General features: G+C 46.4%; 26 protein-coding genes. 12 read left to right on the top strand and 14 right to left on the bottom strand.

Annotated elements, in window-relative coordinates; genetic code table 11:
• Positions 1-111: 111 nt before the first annotated feature.
• From QUA07_RS06085 to QUA07_RS06095, 3 genes are all read left to right on the top strand, one after another.
• Positions 112-1,359, top strand: a complete 1,248-nt coding sequence (locus tag QUA07_RS06085; RefSeq protein WP_333323391.1) for an FAD-dependent oxidoreductase — start codon at positions 112-114, stop codon at positions 1,357-1,359.
• Between the two features lie 126 nt (positions 1,360-1,485).
• Positions 1,486-2,148: a DUF2834 domain-containing protein gene (locus tag QUA07_RS06090; protein ID WP_333323393.1), complete on the top strand. Its 663-nt coding sequence runs from the start codon at positions 1,486-1,488 to the stop codon at positions 2,146-2,148.
• A 199-nt stretch (positions 2,149-2,347) separates the two neighbouring features.
• Positions 2,348-3,097 (top strand): gamma-glutamyl-gamma-aminobutyrate hydrolase family protein, encoded by a 750-nt coding sequence (locus QUA07_RS06095; protein WP_333323395.1) that lies wholly within the window; start codon positions 2,348-2,350, stop codon positions 3,095-3,097.
• Between the two features lie 7 nt (positions 3,098-3,104).
• Here QUA07_RS06095 and QUA07_RS06100 read toward each other — a convergent pair whose 3' ends face one another.
• The 5 genes from QUA07_RS06100 to QUA07_RS06120 form a co-directional block, all read right to left on the bottom strand.
• Positions 3,105-3,293, bottom strand: a complete 189-nt coding sequence (locus QUA07_RS06100) for a CPXCG motif-containing cysteine-rich protein (protein ID WP_006635525.1) — start codon at positions 3,291-3,293, stop codon at positions 3,105-3,107.
• Positions 3,277-3,738 carry an SRPBCC family protein gene (locus tag QUA07_RS06105; protein ID WP_333323397.1) on the bottom strand — a complete coding sequence of 154 codons (462 nt, stop codon included), beginning with the start codon at positions 3,736-3,738 and terminating at the stop codon, positions 3,277-3,279. The genes QUA07_RS06100 and QUA07_RS06105 overlap by 17 nt, the downstream gene beginning before the upstream one ends.
• Positions 3,739-3,852: 114 nt before the next feature.
• The gene (locus QUA07_RS06110; RefSeq protein WP_333323399.1) at positions 3,853-5,490 is read right to left on the bottom strand and encodes a radical SAM protein; all 1,638 of its coding nucleotides are present in this window, start codon (positions 5,488-5,490) and stop codon (positions 3,853-3,855) included.
• A gap of 352 nt (positions 5,491-5,842) precedes the next feature.
• Positions 5,843-6,358, bottom strand: coding sequence for a signal peptidase II (lspA, locus tag QUA07_RS06115; protein ID WP_333215517.1), 516 nt, complete (start codon positions 6,356-6,358; stop codon positions 5,843-5,845).
• A gap of 215 nt (positions 6,359-6,573) precedes the next feature.
• Positions 6,574-7,152 carry a biotin transporter BioY gene (locus QUA07_RS06120; RefSeq protein WP_333323401.1) on the bottom strand — a complete coding sequence of 193 codons (579 nt, stop codon included), beginning with the start codon at positions 7,150-7,152 and terminating at the stop codon, positions 6,574-6,576.
• Between the two features lie 458 nt (positions 7,153-7,610).
• Between QUA07_RS06120 and pstS the strand changes: the two genes are divergently transcribed.
• The 4 genes from pstS (at position 7,611) to pstB (ending at position 11,969) form a co-directional block, all read left to right on the top strand.
• Positions 7,611-8,798: a phosphate ABC transporter substrate-binding protein PstS gene (gene pstS, locus QUA07_RS06125; RefSeq protein WP_333323402.1), complete on the top strand. Its 1,188-nt coding sequence runs from the start codon at positions 7,611-7,613 to the stop codon at positions 8,796-8,798.
• Positions 8,799-9,143: 345 nt separating this feature from the next.
• Positions 9,144-10,100 carry a phosphate ABC transporter permease subunit PstC gene (pstC, locus tag QUA07_RS06130; RefSeq protein ID WP_333323404.1) on the top strand — a complete coding sequence of 319 codons (957 nt, stop codon included), beginning with the start codon at positions 9,144-9,146 and terminating at the stop codon, positions 10,098-10,100.
• Positions 10,101-10,134: 34 nt separating this feature from the next.
• Positions 10,135-11,028, top strand: coding sequence for a phosphate ABC transporter permease PstA (pstA, locus tag QUA07_RS06135; RefSeq protein ID WP_333323405.1), 894 nt, complete (start codon positions 10,135-10,137; stop codon positions 11,026-11,028).
• Between the two features lie 140 nt (positions 11,029-11,168).
• Positions 11,169-11,969 (top strand): phosphate ABC transporter ATP-binding protein PstB, encoded by an 801-nt coding sequence (gene pstB, locus QUA07_RS06140; protein WP_333084508.1) that lies wholly within the window; start codon positions 11,169-11,171, stop codon positions 11,967-11,969.
• A gap of 231 nt (positions 11,970-12,200) precedes the next feature.
• On the opposite strand, the gene QUA07_RS06145 is transcribed toward pstB, so the two are convergent.
• Positions 12,201-12,371, bottom strand: coding sequence for an NblA/ycf18 family protein (locus QUA07_RS06145; protein ID WP_242716365.1), 171 nt, complete (start codon positions 12,369-12,371; stop codon positions 12,201-12,203).
• Between the two features lie 228 nt (positions 12,372-12,599).
• Between QUA07_RS06145 and QUA07_RS06150 the strand changes: the two genes are divergently transcribed.
• Positions 12,600-13,196, top strand: coding sequence for a phycobiliprotein lyase (locus QUA07_RS06150; protein ID WP_333323407.1), 597 nt, complete (start codon positions 12,600-12,602; stop codon positions 13,194-13,196).
• Here the strand turns inward: QUA07_RS06150 and QUA07_RS06155 are convergent.
• Positions 13,165-13,320: a hypothetical protein gene (locus QUA07_RS06155; RefSeq protein WP_333323409.1), complete on the bottom strand. Its 156-nt coding sequence runs from the start codon at positions 13,318-13,320 to the stop codon at positions 13,165-13,167. The two genes, QUA07_RS06150 and QUA07_RS06155, sit on opposite strands and share 32 nt — an antisense overlap.
• Positions 13,321-13,468: 148 nt before the next feature.
• Here QUA07_RS06155 and QUA07_RS06160 point away from each other — a divergent pair, with 148 nt between their 5' ends.
• Positions 13,469-14,227, top strand: coding sequence for a phycobilisome rod-core linker polypeptide (locus tag QUA07_RS06160; RefSeq protein WP_333323411.1), 759 nt, complete (start codon positions 13,469-13,471; stop codon positions 14,225-14,227).
• A gap of 341 nt (positions 14,228-14,568) precedes the next feature.
• Here QUA07_RS06160 and QUA07_RS06165 read toward each other — a convergent pair whose 3' ends face one another.
• The 5 genes from QUA07_RS06165 to QUA07_RS06185 form a co-directional block, all read right to left on the bottom strand.
• On the bottom strand, positions 14,569-15,003 hold the full coding sequence (locus QUA07_RS06165; protein ID WP_333323413.1) for a hypothetical protein: 435 nt from the start codon (positions 15,001-15,003) through the stop codon (positions 14,569-14,571).
• Positions 15,004-15,033: 30 nt separating this feature from the next.
• Positions 15,034-15,999 carry an RluA family pseudouridine synthase gene (locus tag QUA07_RS06170; protein ID WP_333296247.1) on the bottom strand — a complete coding sequence of 322 codons (966 nt, stop codon included), beginning with the start codon at positions 15,997-15,999 and terminating at the stop codon, positions 15,034-15,036.
• Positions 16,000-16,194: 195 nt separating this feature from the next.
• Complete coding sequence (locus QUA07_RS06175; protein ID WP_333323415.1) at positions 16,195-17,643, bottom strand: ATP-dependent DNA helicase RecQ; 1,449 nt, start codon at positions 17,641-17,643, stop codon at positions 16,195-16,197.
• 37 nt (positions 17,644-17,680) lie between these two features.
• On the bottom strand, positions 17,681-18,046 hold the full coding sequence (locus tag QUA07_RS06180) for a DUF4087 domain-containing protein (protein ID WP_333323417.1): 366 nt from the start codon (positions 18,044-18,046) through the stop codon (positions 17,681-17,683).
• Between the two features lie 175 nt (positions 18,047-18,221).
• Positions 18,222-18,605 carry a hypothetical protein gene (locus QUA07_RS06185; RefSeq protein WP_333083635.1) on the bottom strand — a complete coding sequence of 128 codons (384 nt, stop codon included), beginning with the start codon at positions 18,603-18,605 and terminating at the stop codon, positions 18,222-18,224.
• 31 nt (positions 18,606-18,636) lie between these two features.
• Here QUA07_RS06185 and QUA07_RS06190 point away from each other — a divergent pair, with 31 nt between their 5' ends.
• Together QUA07_RS06190 and QUA07_RS06195 are read left to right on the top strand one after the other, a co-directional pair.
• Positions 18,637-18,816, top strand: a complete 180-nt coding sequence (locus tag QUA07_RS06190) for a hypothetical protein (protein ID WP_333083634.1) — start codon at positions 18,637-18,639, stop codon at positions 18,814-18,816.
• Between the two features lie 266 nt (positions 18,817-19,082).
• A complete protein-coding gene (locus tag QUA07_RS06195) occupies positions 19,083-19,637 on the top strand; it encodes a M23 family metallopeptidase (protein WP_333083646.1) in 555 nt (184 codons plus the stop codon).
• Positions 19,638-19,820: 183 nt separating this feature from the next.
• Here QUA07_RS06195 and ftsH read toward each other — a convergent pair whose 3' ends face one another.
• Positions 19,821-21,755, bottom strand: coding sequence for an ATP-dependent zinc metalloprotease FtsH (gene ftsH, locus QUA07_RS06200; protein WP_333083632.1), 1,935 nt, complete (start codon positions 21,753-21,755; stop codon positions 19,821-19,823).
• 510 nt (positions 21,756-22,265) lie between these two features.
• On the opposite strand from ftsH, the gene QUA07_RS06205 reads away from it, so the two are divergent.
• Positions 22,266-22,811, top strand: coding sequence for an NADPH-dependent FMN reductase (locus QUA07_RS06205; protein ID WP_333323481.1), 546 nt, complete (start codon positions 22,266-22,268; stop codon positions 22,809-22,811).
• A gap of 159 nt (positions 22,812-22,970) precedes the next feature.
• On the opposite strand, the gene QUA07_RS06210 is transcribed toward QUA07_RS06205, so the two are convergent.
• Entirely contained in the window at positions 22,971-23,201 is a 231-nt protein-coding gene (locus QUA07_RS06210; protein ID WP_333083630.1) for a hypothetical protein, read from the bottom strand.
• Between the last annotated feature and the right edge of the window lie 34 nt (positions 23,202-23,235).

Here is a 23,235-nt window from a genome sequence, read left to right on the forward strand (position 1 = left end):
GGAAATCATTAATTACGCACTGCCAGCTCTCCTTACCGGACTGTGCGGCCCCAGGAGTGCAAGTGCTGTACAATATCGGTGCTGGAACATCTCGATCGAACATCTGTAATTGTGAAACATTTAGTGTTAATTGGCGGCGGTCACAGTCATGCTATCGTATTAAAAATGTTCGGTATCAAACCGCTGCCGGGAGTGCGTTTGACTCTGATTAGCGACGTGCTGCACGCGCCTTATTCGGGGATGCTGCCGGGACACGTTGCCGGGTTTTACGATTATGATGAATGTCACATCGATTTGCGATCACTTACTGAATTTGCGGGATGTCAAATATTAATCGATCGGGCGATCGCCATCGACCTTAACAAAAATTTAGTTATTTGTCAAACTAGCCCTCCGGTTAATTTTGATTTGCTTTCTGTGGATATCGGCAGCACTCCTGCGGCTTTATCTGTACCGGGTGCGGCAGAATATGCAATCGCAGCTAAACCCGTACCGGAGTTTTTAGCTAGCTGGAATCAGTTAATTTCCGAAATGCAAAACCATCCCCAAAAACCGCTGCGGATCGCCATTGTCGGCGGCGGTGCCGGGGGCGTAGAATTAGCATTAAATATGCAATCTCGATTGGGGAGGGAAGAGGGAAGAAGGAAGAGGGAAGAAGGAAGAGGGAAGAAGGAAGAGGGAAGAAGGAAGAGGGAAGAAAAATTAGAAAACTTATCATCAGAAATTCATTTGTTTCACAGCGGTGCTGAATTGATGGAGGGACACAATCAGCGGGTGCGCCGCCGCCTTCAAGAAATTCTCCTCATTCGCGGCATTCAATTGCATTTAAAGGAAAAAGTCTGTGCTGTAAAAAAGATTGAGAAAGAAACCAATCCTCAATTTCATACCGATTACCAACTTTCCTGTGAATCAGGTTTAGAATTAGAGTGCGATCGCATTTTTTGGGTAACACAAGCATCGGCAGCCGATTGGATAAGAGAATCCGGTTTAGCAGCCGACTCAAACGGCTTTATACAAGTCAACGATTGCTTGCAATCCGTCTCTCACCCCAACGTATTTGGGGCAGGCGATATCGCTGCGATGGTTAATTATCCTCGTCCCAAAGCAGGCGTGTTTGCCGTGCGTCAGGGCAAACCGCTGTTTGAAAATTTGCAGCAGTTTTTATTGGGAAAACCGCTGAAACCCTTTGTACCGCAAGAACAATACTTAGGGTTAATTGGTACTGGGAATAAAAGGGCGATCGCATCTCGCGGCAATTTCATGTGGGAATCACGGTTGTTGTGGTATTGGAAAGATTGGATCGATCGCCAATTTATGCAAAAATTTAGCAATCTACCCAAAACCCGCCATACCAAATAGCAAGACATTCAGATATTCTCCGTTCTTCCTCTGTGTCCTCTGCGTCCTCTGCGGTAAATAAAAAAAGTCTTATTGAAAAACCCTTTAAGCTTGCTATAGTAATATCAGAAGTAAGAAAAACTAACTATGTTCAGAAAAATTGGATTTGGGCTGCTTTGGATTGCATTTATCACCTACGCCTTTGTATTTGCACCACCCGACAGCCCAGAAAAAACCATCACACTAATTACCAATATTTCCACAGGCAAAATAGCAGACATCAACCCTTTAATTGTAGCGTTATTCAACCTCATGGGAGTCTGGCCGCTCATCTACAGTTGCGTCTTATTTGCTGACGGCAGGGGCCAGAAAATACCTGCATGGTTATTTGCCACTTTATCCTTTGGCGTCGGCGCCGTTGCCTTGCTGCCTTATTTAGCCCTGCGCGAACCGAATCCAGAATTTGCCGGTCATAAAAATATCTTTTTAAAGATATTAGACTCCCGTTTTACTGGAATTTTCTTAACATTAGCTGCGGTTGGTTTAGTTGCCTTTGGCTTGACAAACGGCGATTGGTCTGATTTTATTCAGCAGTGGCAAACCACCCGCTTTATCCATGTAATGAGTTTAGATTTTTGTATGCTTTGCCTACTATTTCCTGCCTTATTAGGAGACGATATGGCGCGCCGAGGAATGCAGAACTCTACAGCATTTTGGGCAGTAACATTAGTACCGCTGTTCGGGCCGCTGGCTTATCTGTGTACGCGCAAACCGCTGCCGGAAACTAATACTGAAACTGTTACAAATTAGACAGCAGTGCCGGTAATTTTTAGTTTAATCTAGGAATCAATCACAAGTAATCAGACAAGAAACAGGCAAGATGCCTGTTTCACAATAAGTAAGTAAGTTTTATTGTGGCGTTGGCTTCTAGCCCGCCCATGAAACACTGATTACAAATAGTGCCAAATCTGAGTATTAATGTAAATAATTATCTCCCAGTCTCTAGCAAATGAAAAAATTTCCTATTGTTGGCATCACAACATACAACCGCTGTTCAGCAGGCGAATATCGCTTAAATGGAACTTATATTGATGCAGTTCAGGCGGCTGGTGGCATTCCGATTTTACTGCCGCCCCATCAATTAGATCCGGCTAGTATTTTGGATGCAGTAGATGGTTTGATTTTTTCCGGGGGGGGAGATATCAACCCAGAACTGTATGGCGGTTATGTCGATCGCACAGTTTACTCGGTTAATGCAGAACGCGACAATTTTGAATTAAGCTTAGCAAAGCTAGCTTTGAAGGCTGACATACCTGTGTTGGGGATTTGCCGGGGAATGCAAATGTTGAACGTAGCCAGCGGCGGCAGTTTGGTGATTCACGTACCGGATGCTTACGGAGATGAGGTTAATCACGGATCGGGAATTCCCCCGCGTGCGATCGAGCATACCATTGAAATTGAGCCAACCAGTCGGCTAGCAAAAATTATGGGGAAAACTTCAACAACCGTTGTTTCCTGGCATCATCAAGCAGTGAGGAAGGTAACATCCGATTGGCAAATAGTAGCGAATGCACCTGACACTTTGGTAGAAGCAATGGAACACTGCTATCACCCTTGGATGATAGCAATTCAATGGCACCCCGAAATGTCCCCCAACTGTTCATTCAACTCTCGAATTTTTCAGGCTTTCGTAGAAGCAGCAGCTTCAAGATTTATGAATTCTACCAAGTCCGAATCAAAGGCAATTCATACATTTTGATAGTCACTTATTCTTGATAGTCAGTATCTATTTCAATATCCAGGGTATCTTCATCTATTCTGACATACAGAACATTTGGGCGACAGCAAACCTGACAATCTTCGATATAAGATTGTTCCATACCACCGCTGATATCAACAAAAGTTGTACTCGGTTCGCCGCAGAAAGCACAGTAATATTCAGCCGTTGTTTGCATCTTTCTCGCACTCTCTTTTTGTAACTTCGTGGCGGTAGCGAAACATATCTGTTAACCGCATTTCCACCCACCAACCTAACAACAAATCGACAATCGGGCCGCCCGGTATCGAAAATGCGATCGCATCTGTCAATCTAGTCTTGCCATTTTCTGCGGTAAACTCGTGTCGGTGAGTCCAGCGTGCCATCGGCCCCTCAGTTTGTTCATCAACAAACAAGCGATATTGTTCGCACTGAGTGTGAGTCGCCACCCATTTTACAGGAATCGGCCCCAATAACAGGCGAAATTCTGATACAGCACCCACATCGAGTCCCCCTTCGCGGCGAATGATTTTCACCGGTTGCCAAGGCGGAGTCAAAAGTTGCAGAATGTCCGGCCTTTCGTGAAAGTTCCAGACTGCTTCCACAGTGGCATTAATTAGGGATGAATATTTAAAATTGGGCATTGTATCGTTTGGCTAGACAGTTAAGTGCGATCGCGTTTCAGCATTTGCAGTATTATCCTCTGTATCAGTACAAACAGCAACAGTTAGTTTCAATCTTTTGCATCCGGCTATTTCCTAAGTCGTCAACTGCAAATCCTTCGTCTTAAAAAGACTCCTCGCCTCAGCCAAATGCTTCTTCAAAGTCGTCTCCGGTAGCGGCCCTTTTAAATGACTCCAAGGCAAAACCTGATCCAATTCCCACTCTTGAAAAACATAAAAATCCATCTCAGGCAACTCTCCCCGCAACTCCTTAAAAGCCCGCCGATAACTGCCCAAAGTATCGCCGTAATGTCGCACTAATTCCAACAGCCGAGACAACCGCCGATCGCCCTTTGACAACAAACCCTGAATCACAGACCAGTTATAGCTTTCCGGTCTAAATTCTAAACCTAACTTACGCAATTCTTTATCTAAAAACTTCAGCCTCTTCTCCGCATCTTTATTCACTCCAAACCACTGAAAAGGAGTGTGAGATTTCGGGACAAAAGTGCTGCATCCCAGAGTCAACCGCAAACCGGGAGCGGCTTTTCTAATCGCCCGCATCATCTCCACCGTCTCCTCTAAATCCTCCATCTCTTCACCTGGAATTCCCGCCATCCCGTAAAGTTTAATTCCCTTTAAGCCGCCCGCCTTAGCATTGATGGCAGCTTGGATAATTTCGTCATTTGTGAGTTTTTTGTTGACGATTTTGCGGAGGCGATCGCTCCCGCTTTCCACCGCAATTGTCACAGATTTGCTGTCTCTGTTTGTCAATATTTCTGCTAGCTTAACTGTCACCGTATTTGTCCTTACCGAAGAAAGACTCAGCCGCACGCCGTCGTATTTCGGATGATTCAAATGATCCAGCAACGCTTCAAATTCCGGGTGCTGAGTGACCGAAGCACCCAACAAACCCAAACGATTAGTCACAGCTAAACCGCGATCGATCGCCGGAATTAGGGAATCCTCCAAACTCGCAGTTCTAAACGGCAATGTCAGATAACTTGCCAAACAAAAACGGCACATTTCTGGACAACTCCGAACCACTTCCACCATGTAAATATTTTCCCAAGCCGCTTTTTCTGTCACTACAGTGGAAGCAGATAAAGTATTGCCGCGATAAGTCTGTTTTTCCACCATACTGGGAATTCCCGAATCGACAGGCTGAATCGATTTAATACCCTCAGCCACATCCAGATAAGTTACTTCGTACAAACTGGGGACGTAAACTCCCGGAACTTGGGCTAAATGCCGCAATTTAGTTAATCTGTCTGCTTTACGGACTTCTTTACAAGCATCAATAAAATTGTCAATGAGATGTTCGCCATCTCCGAGCAAAATCACATCAAAGAAATCGGCAAAAGGTTCGGGATTAGCAGTAAAAACCGGGCCACCGCCGAAGACGATCGGATGATTATCAGTTCGTTTTGACGCCCAAATCGGAATTTCTAGAGATTCCAATAAATTGAGAATATTTACATAGTCTAGTTCCCAAGAAAGCGAAAATCCCAGTAATTCTGGATGTCGGGGCAGTTGTTCGCGGATATCAGTAAATAAACGACCCACTTCAATATCCGATCGCACAGCCAAAGTTGCCCACACTATCTGATAGCCGAGACTGGTAATACCCACCGTGTACTCGTTGGGAAAAGCGAAAATAGTCGGGATAGCATCAGCATCGGGGGTTGCTGGGGCAAATAGTAAGCGTTCTTGAGCAAATGGATTAGGAGTCATCCGATTTTAGATTTTAGATTTTAGATTTTAGATTTTAAATTTTAAACTTGGGAATTTATCCCACGGATAAATCCGGGAGTTTGTGACCAAATTGCTTTTGATCGCGGGCAAGTTTAGCCTTAGCACTAAAAAATCTAATTATAGCTCATAAATGACTCTAACTTTAAGTTGATACCTATACCTTCTGACAACAGACAACGAACAAATGACCGAAAGCAATTGGTGGCGAGGCCCCTAGCTTTGTTAGTGGATAAGCAAAAAAAAGCTCCGCACCCGATAAACCTGAGAACGGTACAGCCCATGGATGGGTTAATCTAAAATCTAAAATTGATTGACTTCTTAAAAGTTACTCTTAAATAGAATCGCGATCGTCCTGAGTTCTCGGAGTAGTCGGAGTAGGCGGTGCACTGTGAAAAGTTGCAATCAGCAAACAGATAATCCCAGCATTAATAAACACATCAGCTAGATTAAAGACCGGGAACCGAATCAGCCGAAAATCGATAAAATCTACAACATGGCCAGAAACAAATCGATCGATCCCGTTCCCCAGTGCTCCACCCAAAATCAAACCGTAGCCAGCTTGTTCCCAGCGGTTAATTCGCGGCCCGAACCAAGCCAGCACTATCAATCCCACACTAACGCCCAAAGACAGCCAGCGCAACCAAATCGCCCCGCCATTGCTGAACAGACTAAAAGCCGCACCGGTATTAACAACATAAGTGAAGTGAAACACTCCGGGTAACAGCGGCTGTGTCTGCGGAGGAACCGTCAAGTCAAAATTTTGTACCACCCAAAACTTAGTCAGGTGGTCTAAAACTAAACTGATAGCAGCAGCAATCCAGAACAAGGGATTTCTTTTAAAACGCATGGATTAAGCAATAGAAAATGGGGCATCGGGCATGGGATAATTTACTCAAATTTCGCTGGTTATTGTCAGCAGAATGCAGTGCAGCAAAGCAATCCCAGCCGCAGCGAGATGACTCTCCCGTTGGGCAATGATAGTATAACCTTATTTGACACAACTACCAATCCCCGATTACCGATTACCAATTCCCAATGCCCAATTCCCAATTCCCCAATTAATTAATAAAACATCAAGCGGCGTAAAGTAAATGACAGCACTGCGATCGCACAAACTACTGCCAATTGTCCCGGCAGGGGATAAACCGAATATTTAAGAATCTCATCGAATAAAGGTGTTTTTTTTGCCGGAGGTAGCCAGTAAGTAAAAATTAGATAAATTAAGCCGATCGCGTGAACAGTGAACAAACCGCACAAACAGCTAAAAGCCATAGATTCCAGCCGCGAAGCCACCTTAAAAGCCACCCAGCCGCACACCCAAGCACCAGGCACAAAACCCAGCAAATACCCAAAACTCGCTTCTTTGAGATAGCCGATGCCGCCGCCTTGAGAAAAAACTGGCCACAAAGTTAATCCTAATGCCAAATAAGCAATTTGCGAGAGAGCCGCAGCATTTTTCCCCCCCATGCAGCCTACTAGCAAAACGGATCCAATTTGATAGGTAACACCTAAAGAGTAGGCCTGAAGTCCTCGATCGTCCCATAACCCGATCGGAATTGTGACAGATGCAGGCAAAAAAGTGCCTCCTATCGTCAGAAGCAAACCAATAACAGCCCAGATTAATTCAATAGGAGCAGGCATTATAGCAGAAGAAAGAAGGAAGACCGAAGTTGCAATCGACCGTTTATGTTTGTGCAATTAAGAACGTCCTAACCGTGAGGGCGGTTGCTATATCATCAAACAGCATTCGTCAGAATGTATTTGTCAGATGCAAGCTTGAATGCCCGCAGCTTTTAAATTCTTAATACTAGCACTACTGTCAAAATAACCACCATTGTATGGTTTTCTGGCTCTCAAGCCTGGATCTTGTGATAATTTAATGGGAATTTTTCGCGATCGGGCGATCGACTGCTTGTTTCCGTAGCTATTTCTCTGCCATCTATCTTATAACGTCACAATTGTCAAGGTCATTAATAACATTAATAATATTAATTAATATTAAATTGGGATTAAGTGTAAAGATTCTTAACCTAACCTTTACTTTTGCGCGCTATGCTGATGCGGGACACCCATATAACGATCGCAGATTTTTTATACCTATGCTTTTTCGTCTCAACTTGATTAATTCAAACCGTCTGACTACTGCAATTTCCGCTATGGCGATCGCCCTCAGTGTAGCAGCTTGCGGCGGTGGCAGCACAACCACAAGCAGCAGCCCCAGCCCCGGCGACACCGCAGCATCCCCCGGCGCATCCCCCGTTGCAGCCACCGGCACAGCAGCAAACACCAAACTCGCCCTAGCCTCAGACGTAGCCCTGACGGGTGCCGGCGCGACATTCCCCGCCCCTCTGTACCAGCGTTGGTTTCAAGATTTCAACACAACCAACCCCAAATTACAGATCAATTATCAGTCAGTGGGCAGCGGCGCCGGAGTCGAACAGTTTACCAAAGGTACGGTAGACTTTGGAGCCAGCGACACCGCCATGAATGACGAGGAAATTGGCAAGGTGCCGCCCGACAAAGGCCTGCTCATGCTGCCGATGTCGGCTGGTAGCATCGTGCTCGGCTACAACCTGCCTGACGTACCCGAACTGAAGTTGCCAAGAGACGTTTACACAGATATCTTCTTGGGGAATATCACCAAGTGGAACGACCCCAAAATTGCTGCTGCTAACCCAGGCGCTAAACTGCCAGACCAAAATATCACAGTTGTACACCGTTCTGACGGCAGTGGCACGACAGGAGTGTTCACGAAACACCTCAGCGCCATCAGTCCAGAATGGAAAGAAAAAGTAGGGGAAGGCAAGACAGTAGAGTGGCCTTCTCCCGGTAAGATTGGTGGCAAGGGGAATGAAGGTGTCACGGCTTCTATTCAACAAACCGTTGGCGCTATAGGCTACATTGAGTACGGCTACGCCAAGAACAACAATGTCCAGTTTGCTGCCCTGGAAAATAAAGCCGGCAATTTTGTAGTGTACACCGACGCAGCGGGGGCAAAAACCCTTGAAGCAGTGGTACTACCGGAGAATCTCCGGGCGTTCATTTCCGATCCGGAAGGGGCAGAAGCCTATCCTATTGTTAGCTACACTTGGATGCTCGTACCCAAAACAGTTGCTGACCCCAACAAAGCTAAAGCCATCGAGGCCATGATTGAATACGGCTTGAATGAAGGTCAAAAGGTCAGCCCTGAACTGGGCTACGTTCCTCTGCCCCAAAACGTTAAAGAAAAAGTAGCCGCGGCCGCTGACGGCATCAGCGCAGACTACAAGATTGAGGTTGCCAAATAGTAACTGTTGACTGTTGACTGTTGTCCGTTGTCAGAGGGAACAAAAGCCCTTCGGCATTGCGCGTGCGGGTAAAAATCAGCAAGAACGAAGAGAGATATTTCTGTGGGGCGGGTTTTACCAGAAATATTTGTTAAAAAGTCAGGGGATTAATCAATCCGCCCCACTTATATGTAACAATCGGTGCATCTGTGTAGGGGTGGGTTTGACCAGAAATACTTGTTGAAAAGTTAGGGGATTAATAAACCCGCCCCTCTTTGATTTTATTTATGGTCTTTCTTTCTGCTTCCTTCTAGCTTTTTCCGAAACAGGCTATTTTCGGCTACTATATATTTGGTTTTTTTTTCTATGATTTCAGATAATCACAGCGCTCAATCAGAGAGCCGAGCGCGCTCTGGGGCAGAAAAATCCTTGGACGAAGGCTTTATCTGGCTCACGCGGATTTTGGGCATAGGAGTTGGTGTAATTTTGCTGGTAATCGCCCTCACCGTTGCTTATCGGGCTTTACCTGCGATTCAACAGTACGGTTTGGGATTTCTATTTGGCAGTAGCTGGAATCCGGTTAAGGAAGAGTACGGCGCGCTGCCGATGATTTACGGGACGATCGTCAGTTCGGCGATCGCGCTCCTAATTGCAGTACCATTAGGAGTAGGGACGGCCATCTTCTTAAGTGAAGATTTTTTGCCACTGCCAGTGCGGACAGCTTTAGTTTTTTTAGTAGAACTTTTAGCCGCCATTCCCAGCGTAGTCTACGGTTTGTGGGGAATTGCTGTATTGATTCCCCTGATTACCACTCTCGGCAAGTTTCTCAACGGCACTTTCGGATGGCTGCCGATTTTTAGCACCCCGCCAGTAGGCCCGGGAATGTTACCAGCCGGAGTAATTTTGGGAATCATGACTTTGCCCATTATTACTGCTATCTCCCGCGACTCTTTGGCAAGTCTTCCCCCCGACTTGCGGCAAGCATCTCTAGGTTTAGGAGCTACTCGCTGGACAACAATTTTTAGAGTGCTCGTACCGGCGGCTTTTTCCGGCATTGTCGGCGGAATTATGCTCGGACTCGGTCGCGCCATGGGAGAAACAATGGCTGCAACTCTGTTAATTGGCAATTCCAATCAGTTAAGTCTTTCTGTGCTAGCTCCGGCAAATACTATTGCTTCTCTGATGGCAAATCAGTTTGCGGAAGCCTCTGGGTTGCAAGTATCAGCTCTGATGTACACTGGGCTAATTCTGTTTATTATGACACTGATTGTTAATATTTTGGCAGAGTGGATTGTTTCTCAAGTAAGAGCGAAGTACAACTAGAAGTTTGCCGCCATTTCCTACATAGTTTTAGTTTATGTCAAATAGCGTCTCCGATGAGAATTCTTTGGGATCGAAAACAAGCAGTTTAAAGAAGGTTAAAAACAGCCCACAAGCGCTGTTTAGTCTGGGGATGACTGTACTCGCTGGAGCTAGTCTGGCCATTACTCTGCTGCCTTTGTTTGCAGTTCTTTCCTATGTCACCGTACAAGGTTTCAATCGCCTGAATTTAGACTTGTTTACCAAGCTGCCACCGCCGCCCGGACTATCGGGAGGGGGTATTGCTAATGCAATTCTCGGTACATTGATGACGGTGGGGATTGCTTCTTTAATTGCTGTTCCTTTTGGTGTATTGGCCGCCGTTTATTTGTCGGAATTCAGCAGTGGTCAAGTAGCTCGCTGGGTACGCTTTGCTACTAATGTCCTCAGCGGCGTTCCTTCGATTATTGCCGGGGTATTTGCCTACGGTTTGTTCGTGGTAAATATGGGAGGTTTTTCGGCAATTGCAGGCGGGGCGGCGTTGGCTGTGCTGATGTTGCCGACGATTGTGCGGACTACTGACGAAGCTCTACAAATCGTCCCGCAAGATATTAGATGGGCGTCGGTTGGTGTGGGTGCTTCTAATTATCAGACGGTGTTACAGGTGGTTTTGCCTGCGGCAATTCCGGCTATTTTAACGGGTGTGACACTGGCAATTGCTCGCGCTGCTGGAGAAACTGCTCCTTTGATTTTTACGGCGCTCAATTCGCCTTTTTGGCCGGCAGGATTTGATAAGCCAACTCCGAGTCTTTCGGTTTTGGTGTACAACTTTGCAACGGTTCCTTTTAAGGCACAGAAAGAATTGGCTTGGGCGGCATCGTTGATTTTGGTGATTATGGTTTTGCTGACGAGTATTCTTTCTCGCTGGGCTACTCGCCAAAAAGTTTATTGAAGTCATTATTTATTAGTTATTAGTTATTAGTTAGTAGTTATTAGTTAGTCGCTGGGTCAGGCTAATAACCAATAATTAACAATCAATAACCAATAATATTTTCGGCTTAATTTGTAAAATTTGAGAGGATAGTTACCTGTATGATGATGGATTTAGACCACCAAACGGAAACAGTTTTACGGACAGAAAATATCAATATTTTTTACGGCGCTTTTCACGCGGTTAAAAATGTTTCAATGGAGATTCCTAAAAATCGCATTACTGCCTTGATTGGGCCGTCGGGGTGCGGAAAAAGTACAATTCTGCGATCTTTTAACCGCCTCAACGATTTGGTTAGCGGTTTTCGTTTAGAGGGCAGAATTGATTACCACGGTCAAAATCTTTACGATCCTGATATTGATGCTGTGGCGGTGCGCCGCAAGATTGGGATGGTGTTTCAAAAGCCGAATCCTTTCCCGAAGTCGATATATGACAATATTGCTTACGGTGCGAGGGTGAACAATTATAAGGGGGATATGGATGAGCTGGTGGAAAAATCGCTCAGCCAAGCTTATTTGTGGGATGAGGTGAAGGATAAGTTGAAGCAAAGCGGTTTTTCTCTTTCGGGTGGCCAGCAGCAGCGTTTGTGTATTGCTAGGGCGATCGCGATTAATCCTGATGTAGTGTTAATGGATGAACCTTGCGCTTCTCTTGACCCGATTTCTACGATTAAGATTGAGGAGTTGATGCGGGAACTCAAGGAAAAGTATACGATCGTGATCGTTACTCACAATATGCAGCAGGCTTCTCGGGTTTCTGACCTGACTGCTTTTTTCAATGCTAAACTTTCTGACGATGGGAAGCGATTTGGCTATCTTGTGGAGTGTGACAAGACTGAGGTAATTTTCCAAAGTCCGAAGGAAGAGTCTACTTTAGATTATGTCAGCGGCCGTTTTGGTTGAGTCCCCGACAGGTTGAAACCTGTCGCTACACAAACGAAGTTTCTGTCTAAGAGACTAACAATATTTAATTTGCTGAGTCTGGTAGCGACAAAAAAAACTGCGTAAAACTTTCCTGAATTGAGAATCCCGCTTTCTTGGAGAAAGCGGGATTCTGGGTTTTATGATTAAAAGCTCGATCGTACTTTTTGCAGATACAAGCCACTGATTTTTGTGAAGAAATGCTCGAAGAGTTCACATATTCTTCATCCAATGCTTTAACAGGTTTTCTTTGACCATGTTTTGCCGCATAACTTCGAGCAAGTATTCCTGAGCTTGGTCTTGGCTTAACCTTTTGACTTCTTCGCGCAGCACTTGAAGTTTGAACTGCTGTTCCATGCTGAGGCTGGTTGTAGGCATATCCATAAATCGCTCCTCCAGTTTGCTGAGATTGATGCGAAATTGATCGGAATGACGTTTCGCAGGATTTGTTGTGTCTCCTACATTGTAAACTATCATAACATTCACTTGACAATATGTCCAAAGTACACATTTTGAAACTAATTTGTGTAGCAAAAGTACATCTAAGTGGGGGGAGCTCTATCATAAAAAGGCGTCAAGAGCGGGAAGCATAAGCCAAAGGAGATAGTTTGTATGGATGCAATGGAGTTTTTTCAAAGCAGTGCTGGGGAGTGGCGTTCTCAGCGCAGCACTCACCACCTCGCTTTCCGCCAAGCGGAGATTGGGGATTCAAATATTCAGGTAACAGCCCTGGCCGCGGATGACGCGCGAGTGGCGGAGATTTGCAAGATGCACGAAGTCGATCCGAGCCGGGCTGCTGGGGGGGCTTTTGTGACTTGGCACGGCTCGATGGCGTGGGATAAGGATGATGAGAATCACAAGGGGTCTACGGTGTTCGCGATCGTCCCCGATCCTGAAAATCCCCGGCAGGGCTTGATGTTGCGCGAACGGGGCTATGCGGAAATTGTGCCGGTGGCTGGCCGTTTTGAGATGGATGACGAGGATGGGCTGCTGCTGATTACGGAATACGAGACGATGAGTTCGATCGAGCGTTTCTGGTTTGCTAATCCGAACGTGCGGATGCGGACGAGTACCGTAAAGCGCTTTGGCGGTTTCAGCACTTCGACTTTTTGTACCGAAATTCGGGTGCAACCAGACTCGGATGCAACATCAGAAGCAGCAGGATCTCAAGTGCCCGCTAGCGAGTTTTATTCGGCTCTGGGTTGGTAATTTGGCTGTTGACTGTTGACTGCTGACTGTTGACTGCTGACTGTTGAGTGTTGACTGCCCACTGCCAACTGCCAACTGCCCACTGCCAACTGCCAACTGCCAACTGCCCACTGACAACAGTCAACAAATGTTACAGATTGTTGCAAAAATTCAGGAAAATCAGATTTAGATTGCGGGAATCCCCTAATCTGTATGTTGGTTAGTTGTATCCGTTTTGCTGGCAGCTCACGGTGTCAACTATTTCTGAAATTTGAGATAACGGAGATTTTAACGTGGCGCTTCCTTTATTAAGCTACGCCCCCAACAGCCAAAACCAGCGCGTTGCTGGTTTTGAAGTAGGCGGCGACGAGCAGCCGAGAATTTTCACAACTGAAAATGTGCTCTCGTCTGGAGACATGGAAAATTTGATTTGGGCTGGATATCGCCAGATTTACAGCGAACACCAAATCCTCAAGAGCAACCGCCAAAAGTCTTTGGAGTCGCAACTCAAGTTCGGCCAAATTACTGTGCGGGACTTTATTCGCGGTTTGGCGACTTCTTCTCCTTTCTTGGAGCGGAATTATCAAACTAACAGCAATTACCGGTTTGTGGAAATGTGCGTGCAGCGCATTTTGGGCCGGGATGTGTACAGCGAGCGCGAAAAGATTGCTTGGTCGATCGTGGTAGCCAATAAGGGGCCTCAAGGCTTTATTGACGAGTTGGTCAATAGCGAAGAGTACCTGGATAAGTTCGGCTACGATACCGTACCTTACCAGCAGCGCCGAATTTTGCCTCAGCGAGTTGGAGGAGACACTCCTTTCAACTTGAAGACGCCCCGCTACAGCGAATACCACCGTTCGCAGCTTGGCTTCCCGCAAATCATCTGGCAGACTGGCGTGCGCCGTTTTGTTCCTCAAGAGAAGCAACCGAAGGCTGGCGATCCGTCGAACTATTTGGGTATGGCGCGCAATATGCCCATGCCTGCTACTCCGCCGCAGCGCGTGCCACTGGCTAATATCAATATCGATACGATGGTTCCCCGTCGCCGGTAATTGATGCTGCCCTGATGCGATTATTTGTGTCGGGCCGACTGAATCGATCGGCTTTTAGGCTGAGAGAGTTTTGAGTCTTGAGTTTTGAGGTTTGAGTTTTTTGCTAAACTTGGAATCCAAAACTCGGGGCTCATAATTTTTGGGAAAGAAGTTCGGCAACGAGCAATCTACAGGATTTAACCGATAAATATTAGACTTGAATTGAAGCCCTTTTTCGCTCTCCTATCTTTAAATGTATCTGCGTTCATCTGCGGTTGCCCTCTTACATCAAAGATTTAGCCAAGAAGTTTAATCCAGAAAAAATGCCGGGTAAAAAAGGTTTATAGTAAGGACTTTAGTCATTAAAAAGGTAGAGGATCGGGTTCTGACGGTAACAGACTTATGCCAGTATAACCTGATTGGAGTCGATCAAAAATGTATTCAAAAGCTTCTTCAAAGTGTCTGGGTTCATCAATGAGAATCTTGAATTCGTGACCCCAAGGATAAACCGTGACAATGAAATTGTCAATAACTTTGTTAACACTCAAAGATATTTCGACTGTTTCGCGATCGCCCTTTTCGGGATTTTCGGGATTTTCGCAAACATCGATCGCACCATCAAAATACAGTATGCCATTGTCATCAAACTTCTGATTTTGGCTTTGAATCGGGCAGTCAAAATAATCGCTCAATTGCTTGATAAAAATTTCACTAAAATCCTGACAAGCTTCGCAGGATTCGCGGTATGCTTGCCGAGATGCGGCGTAAGCTTTGCAAAGTTCCTCAAATTTCGACATAGAAATTACCAGTTTTAACTGCCCACAATATCAAATATTAGCTCGCAGGCGCAATATTTTTAGCAGGGTGTTGAATTGATCCGGTAAAGGTGCGATCGCCTCTATTAACTCTCCGGTTACGGGATGCTGCAATGTCAGCCGCCATGCGTGGAGGGCTTGTCCGGTTAAATTGACGCCGATAGAACGGTTGGAACTGTACATCGGGTCGCCGACAATCGGATGTTTTATTTCCGCTGTATGCACGCGAATTTGATGGGTGCGGCCGGTTTCTAATTGATAGTGCATTAAGCAATAGTTGCCAATTCTTTCTTTGATTGTCCAGTGAGTAACTGCGGGGCGACCGCCTTTTTCTACTGGTACTACCGCCATTTTTTTGCGGTCTGTGGGATGCCGCCCGATGGGTAAGTCTATTGTGCCTGTTTCGGTGTTAGGAGCACCGTAAACTATGCCTAAATATTCGCGGCGGGCGGTTTTGGTTTTGAGTTGGGCTTGCAGATGTTGGTGGGCGATGTCGGTTTTGGCGATCGCGATCGCACCTGTTGTATCTTTGTCTAATCTGTGTACGATTCCCGGCCGCTGAACTCCGCCTATTTCTGCTAGGGGACAGTGGGCTAAGAGGGCGTTGACTAATGTACCGTCTGCGTGTCCGGCGGCTGGGTGGACGACTAATCCGGCTGGTTTGTTGATGATAATTAGGCTGTCGTCTTCGTAGAGGATGTCGAGGGGAATTGCTTCGGCCTGCAACTTTGTGGGCTGGGCTTCAGGTAATGTGAGGTGGATGCGATCGCCCGTTTTTACTGATATTTTTTTCGAGGTGCAGGTTTCGTCGTTGACTTTGACATTGCCTTGTGATATGAGGCTTTGGATTCGCGATCGGGATAAGTCCGGTATCTGGTTTGACAGCCAAATATCTAATCGCTGATTGACATTACTGCGATCGAATTCTTCTGTATTTTCTACTGTGTAAATTTGTGCCGCAGTGTCTGTTTCTATCATTTACTTTTTACTATTTTTTGCCAAGTGTGTAAAGCAAATATCTTCATCATAACATCTGTGAGTTAGTTCGCGATCGCACGGGTAGCGAGAAACCGGGTTTTTTCACAGCAATACTTCATTTGAGCCCGCAGACTGGGTAAAAAACCCGGTTTCTTTGGTCGGAGTGGTTAAGTCGTTTGAGTATAATCGTCTATGCTATCGACAATTATCGCAGTGGCCGCAGCGCATTGATTTAGCTTCCTTGGCAAACCCAAAAGCTTGCAGCAAAAATTGCCACCTGCACTCGCGATGTTTGAGATATTTTGCCATTTCTTCCGCTGCGGAAAAATTTGATTTTTCCGCTTTTTGCTGGGGAGATTTATTAATCGCATAATTAAAAGGATCTCGCCATGTTAATTGTCCGCTACTGTGCAAGATTGAAAGGGCGATCGCGCTTTCGGGAAATTCGCGGGAAACTGCTTCTATATCGCCTTTAACAGGCAGTTTTTTTGCTAATTGCTGAGCTTCTCGGTATTGCGATCGCAATTTATCTTGAAAAAATTGCCCTCTTTGTTTATCTTCAGGATAAAGCAAACCCGTAGGTTCGCTAATCAATGTCAGGGCGATCGCCGATTTGCCGTCGCGTCCGCCTCTACCAATTTCCTGAATGTATTCCGATAATAGCAAAGGTGCTTGAAAGTGAACAACCCACCGGACATCTGGCTTGTTAATTCCCATCCCGAATGCTGACGTACAAGTCACGAATTTAATATCATTGTTCAGCCAAGCTTTTTCTATGTTTCGTCGTGATTCTGGACTTAAACCTGCATGATATGCTGCTGTTTCATAACCTGCTTCTTTCAACAAATCCGCCAAGTTTTCGCTATCTTTTCTGGTGCGGACATAGACTAAACCTGCTTGTTTTGGTCGAGCTTTAATAAAATTTAATAACTGCTGCTTGCGTCCTCTCGGCGTCCAGACTGTTTGCACTTGCAGGTGCAGATTAGAACGGTACGGACTTAGCAGAAATGCTTCGGGTTTTTGCAGTTGCAAGACATTTTTGATTGTTTGCTGTGCTTCGGGGTTGGCGGTAGCGGTGAAAGCTGCGATCGCAATTTTACTGTTTGCTGGTTTAGCTTTCAACAAAGCCGGCCGCACTGTTCCTAAACGGCGGTAAGCTGGTCGAAAAGTATCACCCCATTGTACTAAACAGTGAGCTTCATCTAATATTAAACCGTTGATTTGGATGTGTGGCTGACTGATAATTTCCCAAACAGGTTTGCTGAGTAATGTTTCGGGAGACAGGTACAGCAATCTTAATTTGTTTTGTTGCAGCGACTGCATAGTTTGTCGGCGCTGCGCTGTTGGCAATTGACTGTGGAGGAGGGAAGCGGGTAAATTGCGATCGCGCAATTCTTGCACTTGATTTTCCATCAGTGCGACTAACGGCGAAACTACCAAAGTTAAGCCTGTTTGTAACAAAGCTGGCAGTTGAAAGCAGATTGATTTCCCGCCACCTGTCGGCATAATTATAAGTGTATCTTTCCCGGCTAATAAACTGCCGACGATTTCTCCTTGGGGCGGGCGAAAGTCGTCGTATCCCCAAATTTGTTTAAATGTGGCGCGGGCTTGATTTAATGATGTTAATTCGGGTTGAAAGTTCATTTGACTGAGTTAAAAAACTTGTATGGTTTCGCCACAACTAACTAATTTTTGGCAAGTTCGGATCTTTTCGACAAGTCGAGAGTGGTAATTGTTCACCACCTTTGATCGTGGTAATTCTCCTTCGATGTCTATCTGTTACCACATTTAAACAAGCACAGCCATATCCATAATTAACATTAGTTTTGACATATTCATCGTCGTTAAAAGGAGGAATATTGTTAATTCCTCCGGCTTGATATCCCCCTTGCACCGAGATAGTCCACTGAGCATCTTTGTCTTTGAGATACCAATTAGCAGGCGTGGGATTTATCAACCATCCGCACCGGGTTTCAGCCGCTTTCGCAGGCATAACAACGATCGAAAAAGATGAGATAATGGCAAGTATCAACCACTTTAGTTTCATAGCTTTACATCCTCATTTTTGAGCGACAATCATACAGGAATTACGCGCTTCGAGAAAAGAAACAGAAACCTGGTTTTTTAGCGAATCTGCGGGTGACAACGAAATATTGTCGCAAAAACCAGGTGTCTAACTACCTGCGTGTAAGTCCTGTCCAAAATCCAAAATCCAAAATCCCCTAAGACTCCTCGCCGTCTCGGCGGCCGAGCTCGTACACGCCGCCGCCAATACAGGCGATCGTACCCATAGATACCGCCCAACCAGTACCCAGAGAAAATTCTACGCCCCAATTGCACAATCCGCCTGCAATCAAAAAGGGCACAATGCTCAACAGCGAGGCGTAAAAGGCATTTTGAGCTTCTCTGGCTTGGCGGGTTCTTTCAAACTCGGCTTCTGAGGTGTAGAGGGATCTCTCGGCAAAATTCATCCAGCGGTTCAGTTGCAGGATTACCCATTCTGTGAGGGGCGACAGGCCCCAGTATAGGGCCAAAGACCACAAGGACGCACCGGCGATCGCAGTTGCGTCTATGGCAAAACTAAAGGGAAAAATTTCAGTAAGCATTGCTTGATGTGTTATGAATTTGAGATTTTGGATGTCATCCAAAATCCCCGAACTTAACTATAGTGTCAAGCAAAAGCTCGATCGAATTCAACCGCAGCACGAATTTCCAATTTTTTTTATCACCCCTGGGCATTTACCCGGAAGCCTTGACACGGGTTTTGGATGGAGTAAGATACACGTTGTTGATAAACTGATTCGCGATCGCGGGTAGAGCTCAAAGCCAATCTTGCAGCGAATTGGCATCACTTACATCTTGCACCCTTCTGAGAAACGGGCTTTCCGGCCCGTTCCACAAAGAATGATTTTTTTGTGGGGTGGGCCGGAAAGCCCGCCCCTGAAAGCTTTATTGACAAGGGTGCAAGATGTGAGCCTAACAGACAACGCAAACTCACACACATTTAACTTTGAGCCGTGAAAAAAATCCTGCAAGACTCTAGAGGCCCGCTGACGGCAAAACGCTTTTTTCGTCTCAGACAGATGCTGCTGCTGGCACTTTCGATCGGCATTGTGTTGATCAGCCCTTATTTGCAGCAGCAGGTGGTCAAAGCTCAGTCAGGCTTACCAAGCAGAGTAGCGACGGGTAATTTGTGGCAAGAAGCTTCTTTTCCAGTCGAAAACTTTGAAACATACACTTCCCCGTTCGGCCCCCGCGGCGGGGATTTTCATTACGGTTTGGATCTGGCGGCGCCCGAAGGCAGCTATATCCGCAATTGGTGGGGCGGGCAAATTGTGGAAGTTTGGGAAGATGGCCGGTGCGGCACTGGTATGGTGGTGCGATCTGGAAATTGGGAACACATCTACTGTCACCTCAGAGGCCGAGTGCTAACGGCTAATGGAGGGCGTTATTATACCGATCGCGAAGGTACCTTGCAAATTTGGCAAGGTCAAACAGTGCCTGCGGGTGCGAGAATTGCCAGGGTTGGGATGACCGGCCGCACGAGTGGGCCTCACTTGCACTGGGGACTGAAGTACGGCGGCCGCTGGGTTGACCCGGCTTTGGTACTCCGGGAAATGTACGCGCAACAATCTTAATTAGTCATTAGTTAGTAGTCATTAGTCATTAGTCATTAGTTAGTAGTCATTAGTTAGTAGTCATTTTTCTTGGTTTGTAGTAAGGACTAAAGTCCTTATTTTGTCGGTAATGAGGACTAAAGTCTTCACTACAAACTTGAATAACTAATGACTAATGACCAATGACTAATGACTAATGACTCTTTAGGTTGGTGCCAACTCTTTTTTGTTTACCTCGGTGTACCGCTGGACAATTTGGCGGAATTCATCGCCGTCGATGGTTTCTTCATCCAACAGCGCTTCGACAAGTTTGTCTACCAAAGCGCGGTTTTCGCGGATAATTCGGCGAGCTTCTTCGTAGCACTCAAAGGCAATTTCTCGGACTTGCCGATCGATCTTGATTGCCATGTCTTCGGAATACTCCGATCGCGAATTCCAGTTTTGGCCCAAAAACACCTCATTGTTCGGACTTTCAAAAGCCACAGGGCCCAAATCCGACATTCCATAAAGCGTTACCATCTCCCTCGCGAGACTGCTAACTTTTCTGAGATCACTACCGGCACCGGTGTCGATTTCAGCATCGCCATAAATTTCGGCCTCCGCCGCCCGTCCCCCCAAAGCTACTTTAATTCGGTTTAACAGCAAAGCCCGACTCCTCAAACCTTCGCTGTCGAGCATTTCGTCGTCAAGCACAAAGCTAGTAAAGCCTTCGATGCCGCCGGAACGAGGAATAATCGTTACTTTTTCCACCGGGTCGGCATTTTTGAGCATGGTCGCGACTAGGGCGTGTCCGACTTCGTGGTATGCTGTCATCCACTTTTTCTTGCTATCCAGCAGCGGGTTGAGCGTAAGCCCGATCGTGATCCGGTCGATCGCGTCGTGAACTTCTAAGTTACTAATCGTGTCTTTGCGACGCCTCGCTGTGAGAATAGCTGCTTCGTTGAGCAAGTTTGCCAAGTCGGCGCCGGAAAAGCCGGGAGTGCGGCGGGCGATCGTGTCTAGGGCAACTTCTGGGTCGAGTTTTTTGTTGCGCGCGTGAACTTGCAAAATCCCTAAACGCCCTTTGTAACTGGGCAAATCTACCGTTACTTGCCGATCGAACCTGCCTGGCCGCAGCAGGGCGGTATCGAGCACGTCCGGGCGGTTGGTAGCTGCAATCACAATCACGCCACTGTTACCCTCAAAGCCATCCATTTCTGTCAGCAACTGGTTGAGAGTTTGTTCGCGTTCGTCGTTGCCACCACCGATACCAGCGCCGCGCTGCCTTCCTACGGCGTCTATTTCGTCGATGAAGACGATGCAGGGCGAATTTTCTTTAGCTTTGCGGAACAAGTCGCGGACGCGGGAGGCGCCAACTCCGACAAACATTTCTACAAATTCGGAACCGGAGATGCTGAAGAAGGGGACTGCTGCTTCGCCTGCGATGGCTTTTGCCAGCATTGTTTTGCCGGTTCCTGGAGGCCCGATTAACAGAACTCCTCTGGGAATTTTGGCGCCGATGGCGTTGAAGCGTTCGGGTTTTTTGAGGAAGGTTACCACTTCTTGCAGTTCTTCTTTAGCTTCTTCGATGCCTGCTACGTCGTCGAACATCACGCCGGTTTTAGCTTCCATTTGGAAACGGGCTCTGGATTTGCCGAAGTTCATGGCATTTCCTTGAGATTGGGTCGATCGGCGCAGGATTGCCATCAATACTGCCAACACTGCAAAAATCACTAGCAAGTTTACTACTAAACTGACTGCGGCGGCGTTGTCGGCTGTTTGTTTGACTTCAAAGTCAATCTTTTTGGCGCGGATTTGCGAGTACAGTTCTCGGTTGTTGTAGTCGAACAGACTAACTGATTGGGTTTGATCGCTTTTTTGATTTTTTAGCCTAACCTTGGCAGTTTTTTGAGTTTCGTCTACTTCGATTTTACTGACTTGCCCTTTTTCTATGTTGTCGATCAGTTGGCTGTAACTCATGGTGTTTGGCGCGCTGTCGGCAAACACCGGGGTCGAGAGCAATATTCCTTGAGAAATCACCAAACTGCCCAGGATGCGCCAAAGATTCCGTCCTGGAATTGATTTTTTAGGATTCTGGCTCGACTTGTCTTTGTTTACAGCTAGATGCCCCAGCCATGCGTGTTTCCAAGAATTTTTCATATTGCTTTGCCCAAGGTTGAAGACTGCCAAGATTGACCGCTTGTGGTTTGCTACGTTCATTTATTTTAACAAGATGGCGGGTGTTGGATGGGTTTATCTCTCGCGGGCATCTTAAGATGCCCCTCAAGAGGGCAGGGCTGTTTCATTCTCCCTAGGGGCAAACCCTCGTGAAGAGCCCCGATATTTGAAACATCGATTTCATCGTCCGTGGAGGGGGTAGGCACGGGGGCACTACCCCTACAAAGCGATGATTTCCCTGAGAATGAAACCGCCCTGCCTCAAGAGGGGGGTTTTGAATCCACTGCTCCTCAAGAAACCGGGTTTTTTACCTAATCTGCGGGCTGCAACGAAGTATTTTGCTCAAAAAACCCGGTTTCTGGGCCCCCTCCGTAAATCTAAAATCTAAAATCTAAAATCTAAAATCGATTGACAGTTGCCGATCGAACTTGCTATGTTAATCATACTCGTAATGAGTACGTTTTAGTCAAGCAGTTATTGTTTTTAAGTTTTATGGTAAAAATTGTCGGCATTGGTGGAAGTTTGCGGGCTGGCTCCTACAGCCAGTTAGCGTTGAAGGTGGCAGCAGAACGGGCGCAGGCCCTGGGCGCGGAAGTTGAAATATTGGATTTGCGATCGCTCAATCTGCCATTCTGCAACGGTGAGAATGATTATCTCGATTACCCGGATGTGGAAAAGCTGCAGAATGCGGTTAAGCAAGCCGACGCCTTGATTTTGGCAACGCCGGAGTATCACGGTAGCATCAGCGGTGCTCTCAAGAATGCCCTGGATTTGATGAGTTTTGAGCATTTGGACGGGAAAGTTGCGGGTGGGATTAGCGTTTTGGGAGGGCAAGTTAACAACAACGCACTCAACGATTTGCGCGTAATTTTGAGATGGGTGCACGCTTGGGTAATTCCCGAACAAATTGCGATCGGACAAGCTTGGAAAGCTTTTAGTGCGGATGGTAAATTGTTGGATGAAAAACTGTCTGAAAGGTTCGACGAATTTGCTCGGAGTTTGGTAGAAAATACGCGGAAATTGCGAGGAATTTCGTAATTTTATCTCATGACAAATGCAGTCCGGGACGCAACTGGCATAGTCTTTGGCTGCGTCAGTTCCAATAATTTCTCGATTAGAAGAGGTTTTGTCTCTAGCAGAGTACCCTACAAGCTGTAATGTTAACTGTGAACAGTCAACAGTCAACAGTCAACTGACTTAAAATGGCATATCGATCATGTCTCCGAAAGGATGGGGTACGTCGATCGGCATTCTTCCGGGTTTTGACTCATATTTGTCTATCCACTTTTTGGCCAATTCCAAAGCTTCCTCCTCAGTCTTGGCATTTTGGACGGCGACGTGGCGGTTGCCGTGGCTATCCCAAACCTCGACGTAGAAGACTTTCTGGGATTGAATAATCCAACCTTTATAAGTGTCTGCTGGTTCCATAGTTAGAATCCTAAAATAATCGGGCGGGGAGTTC

The sequence above is a fragment of the Microcoleus sp. T3_A4 genome, assembly GCF_036700465.1.
In the GTDB taxonomy this organism is placed as follows: domain Bacteria; phylum Cyanobacteriota; class Cyanobacteriia; order Cyanobacteriales; family Microcoleaceae; genus Microcoleus.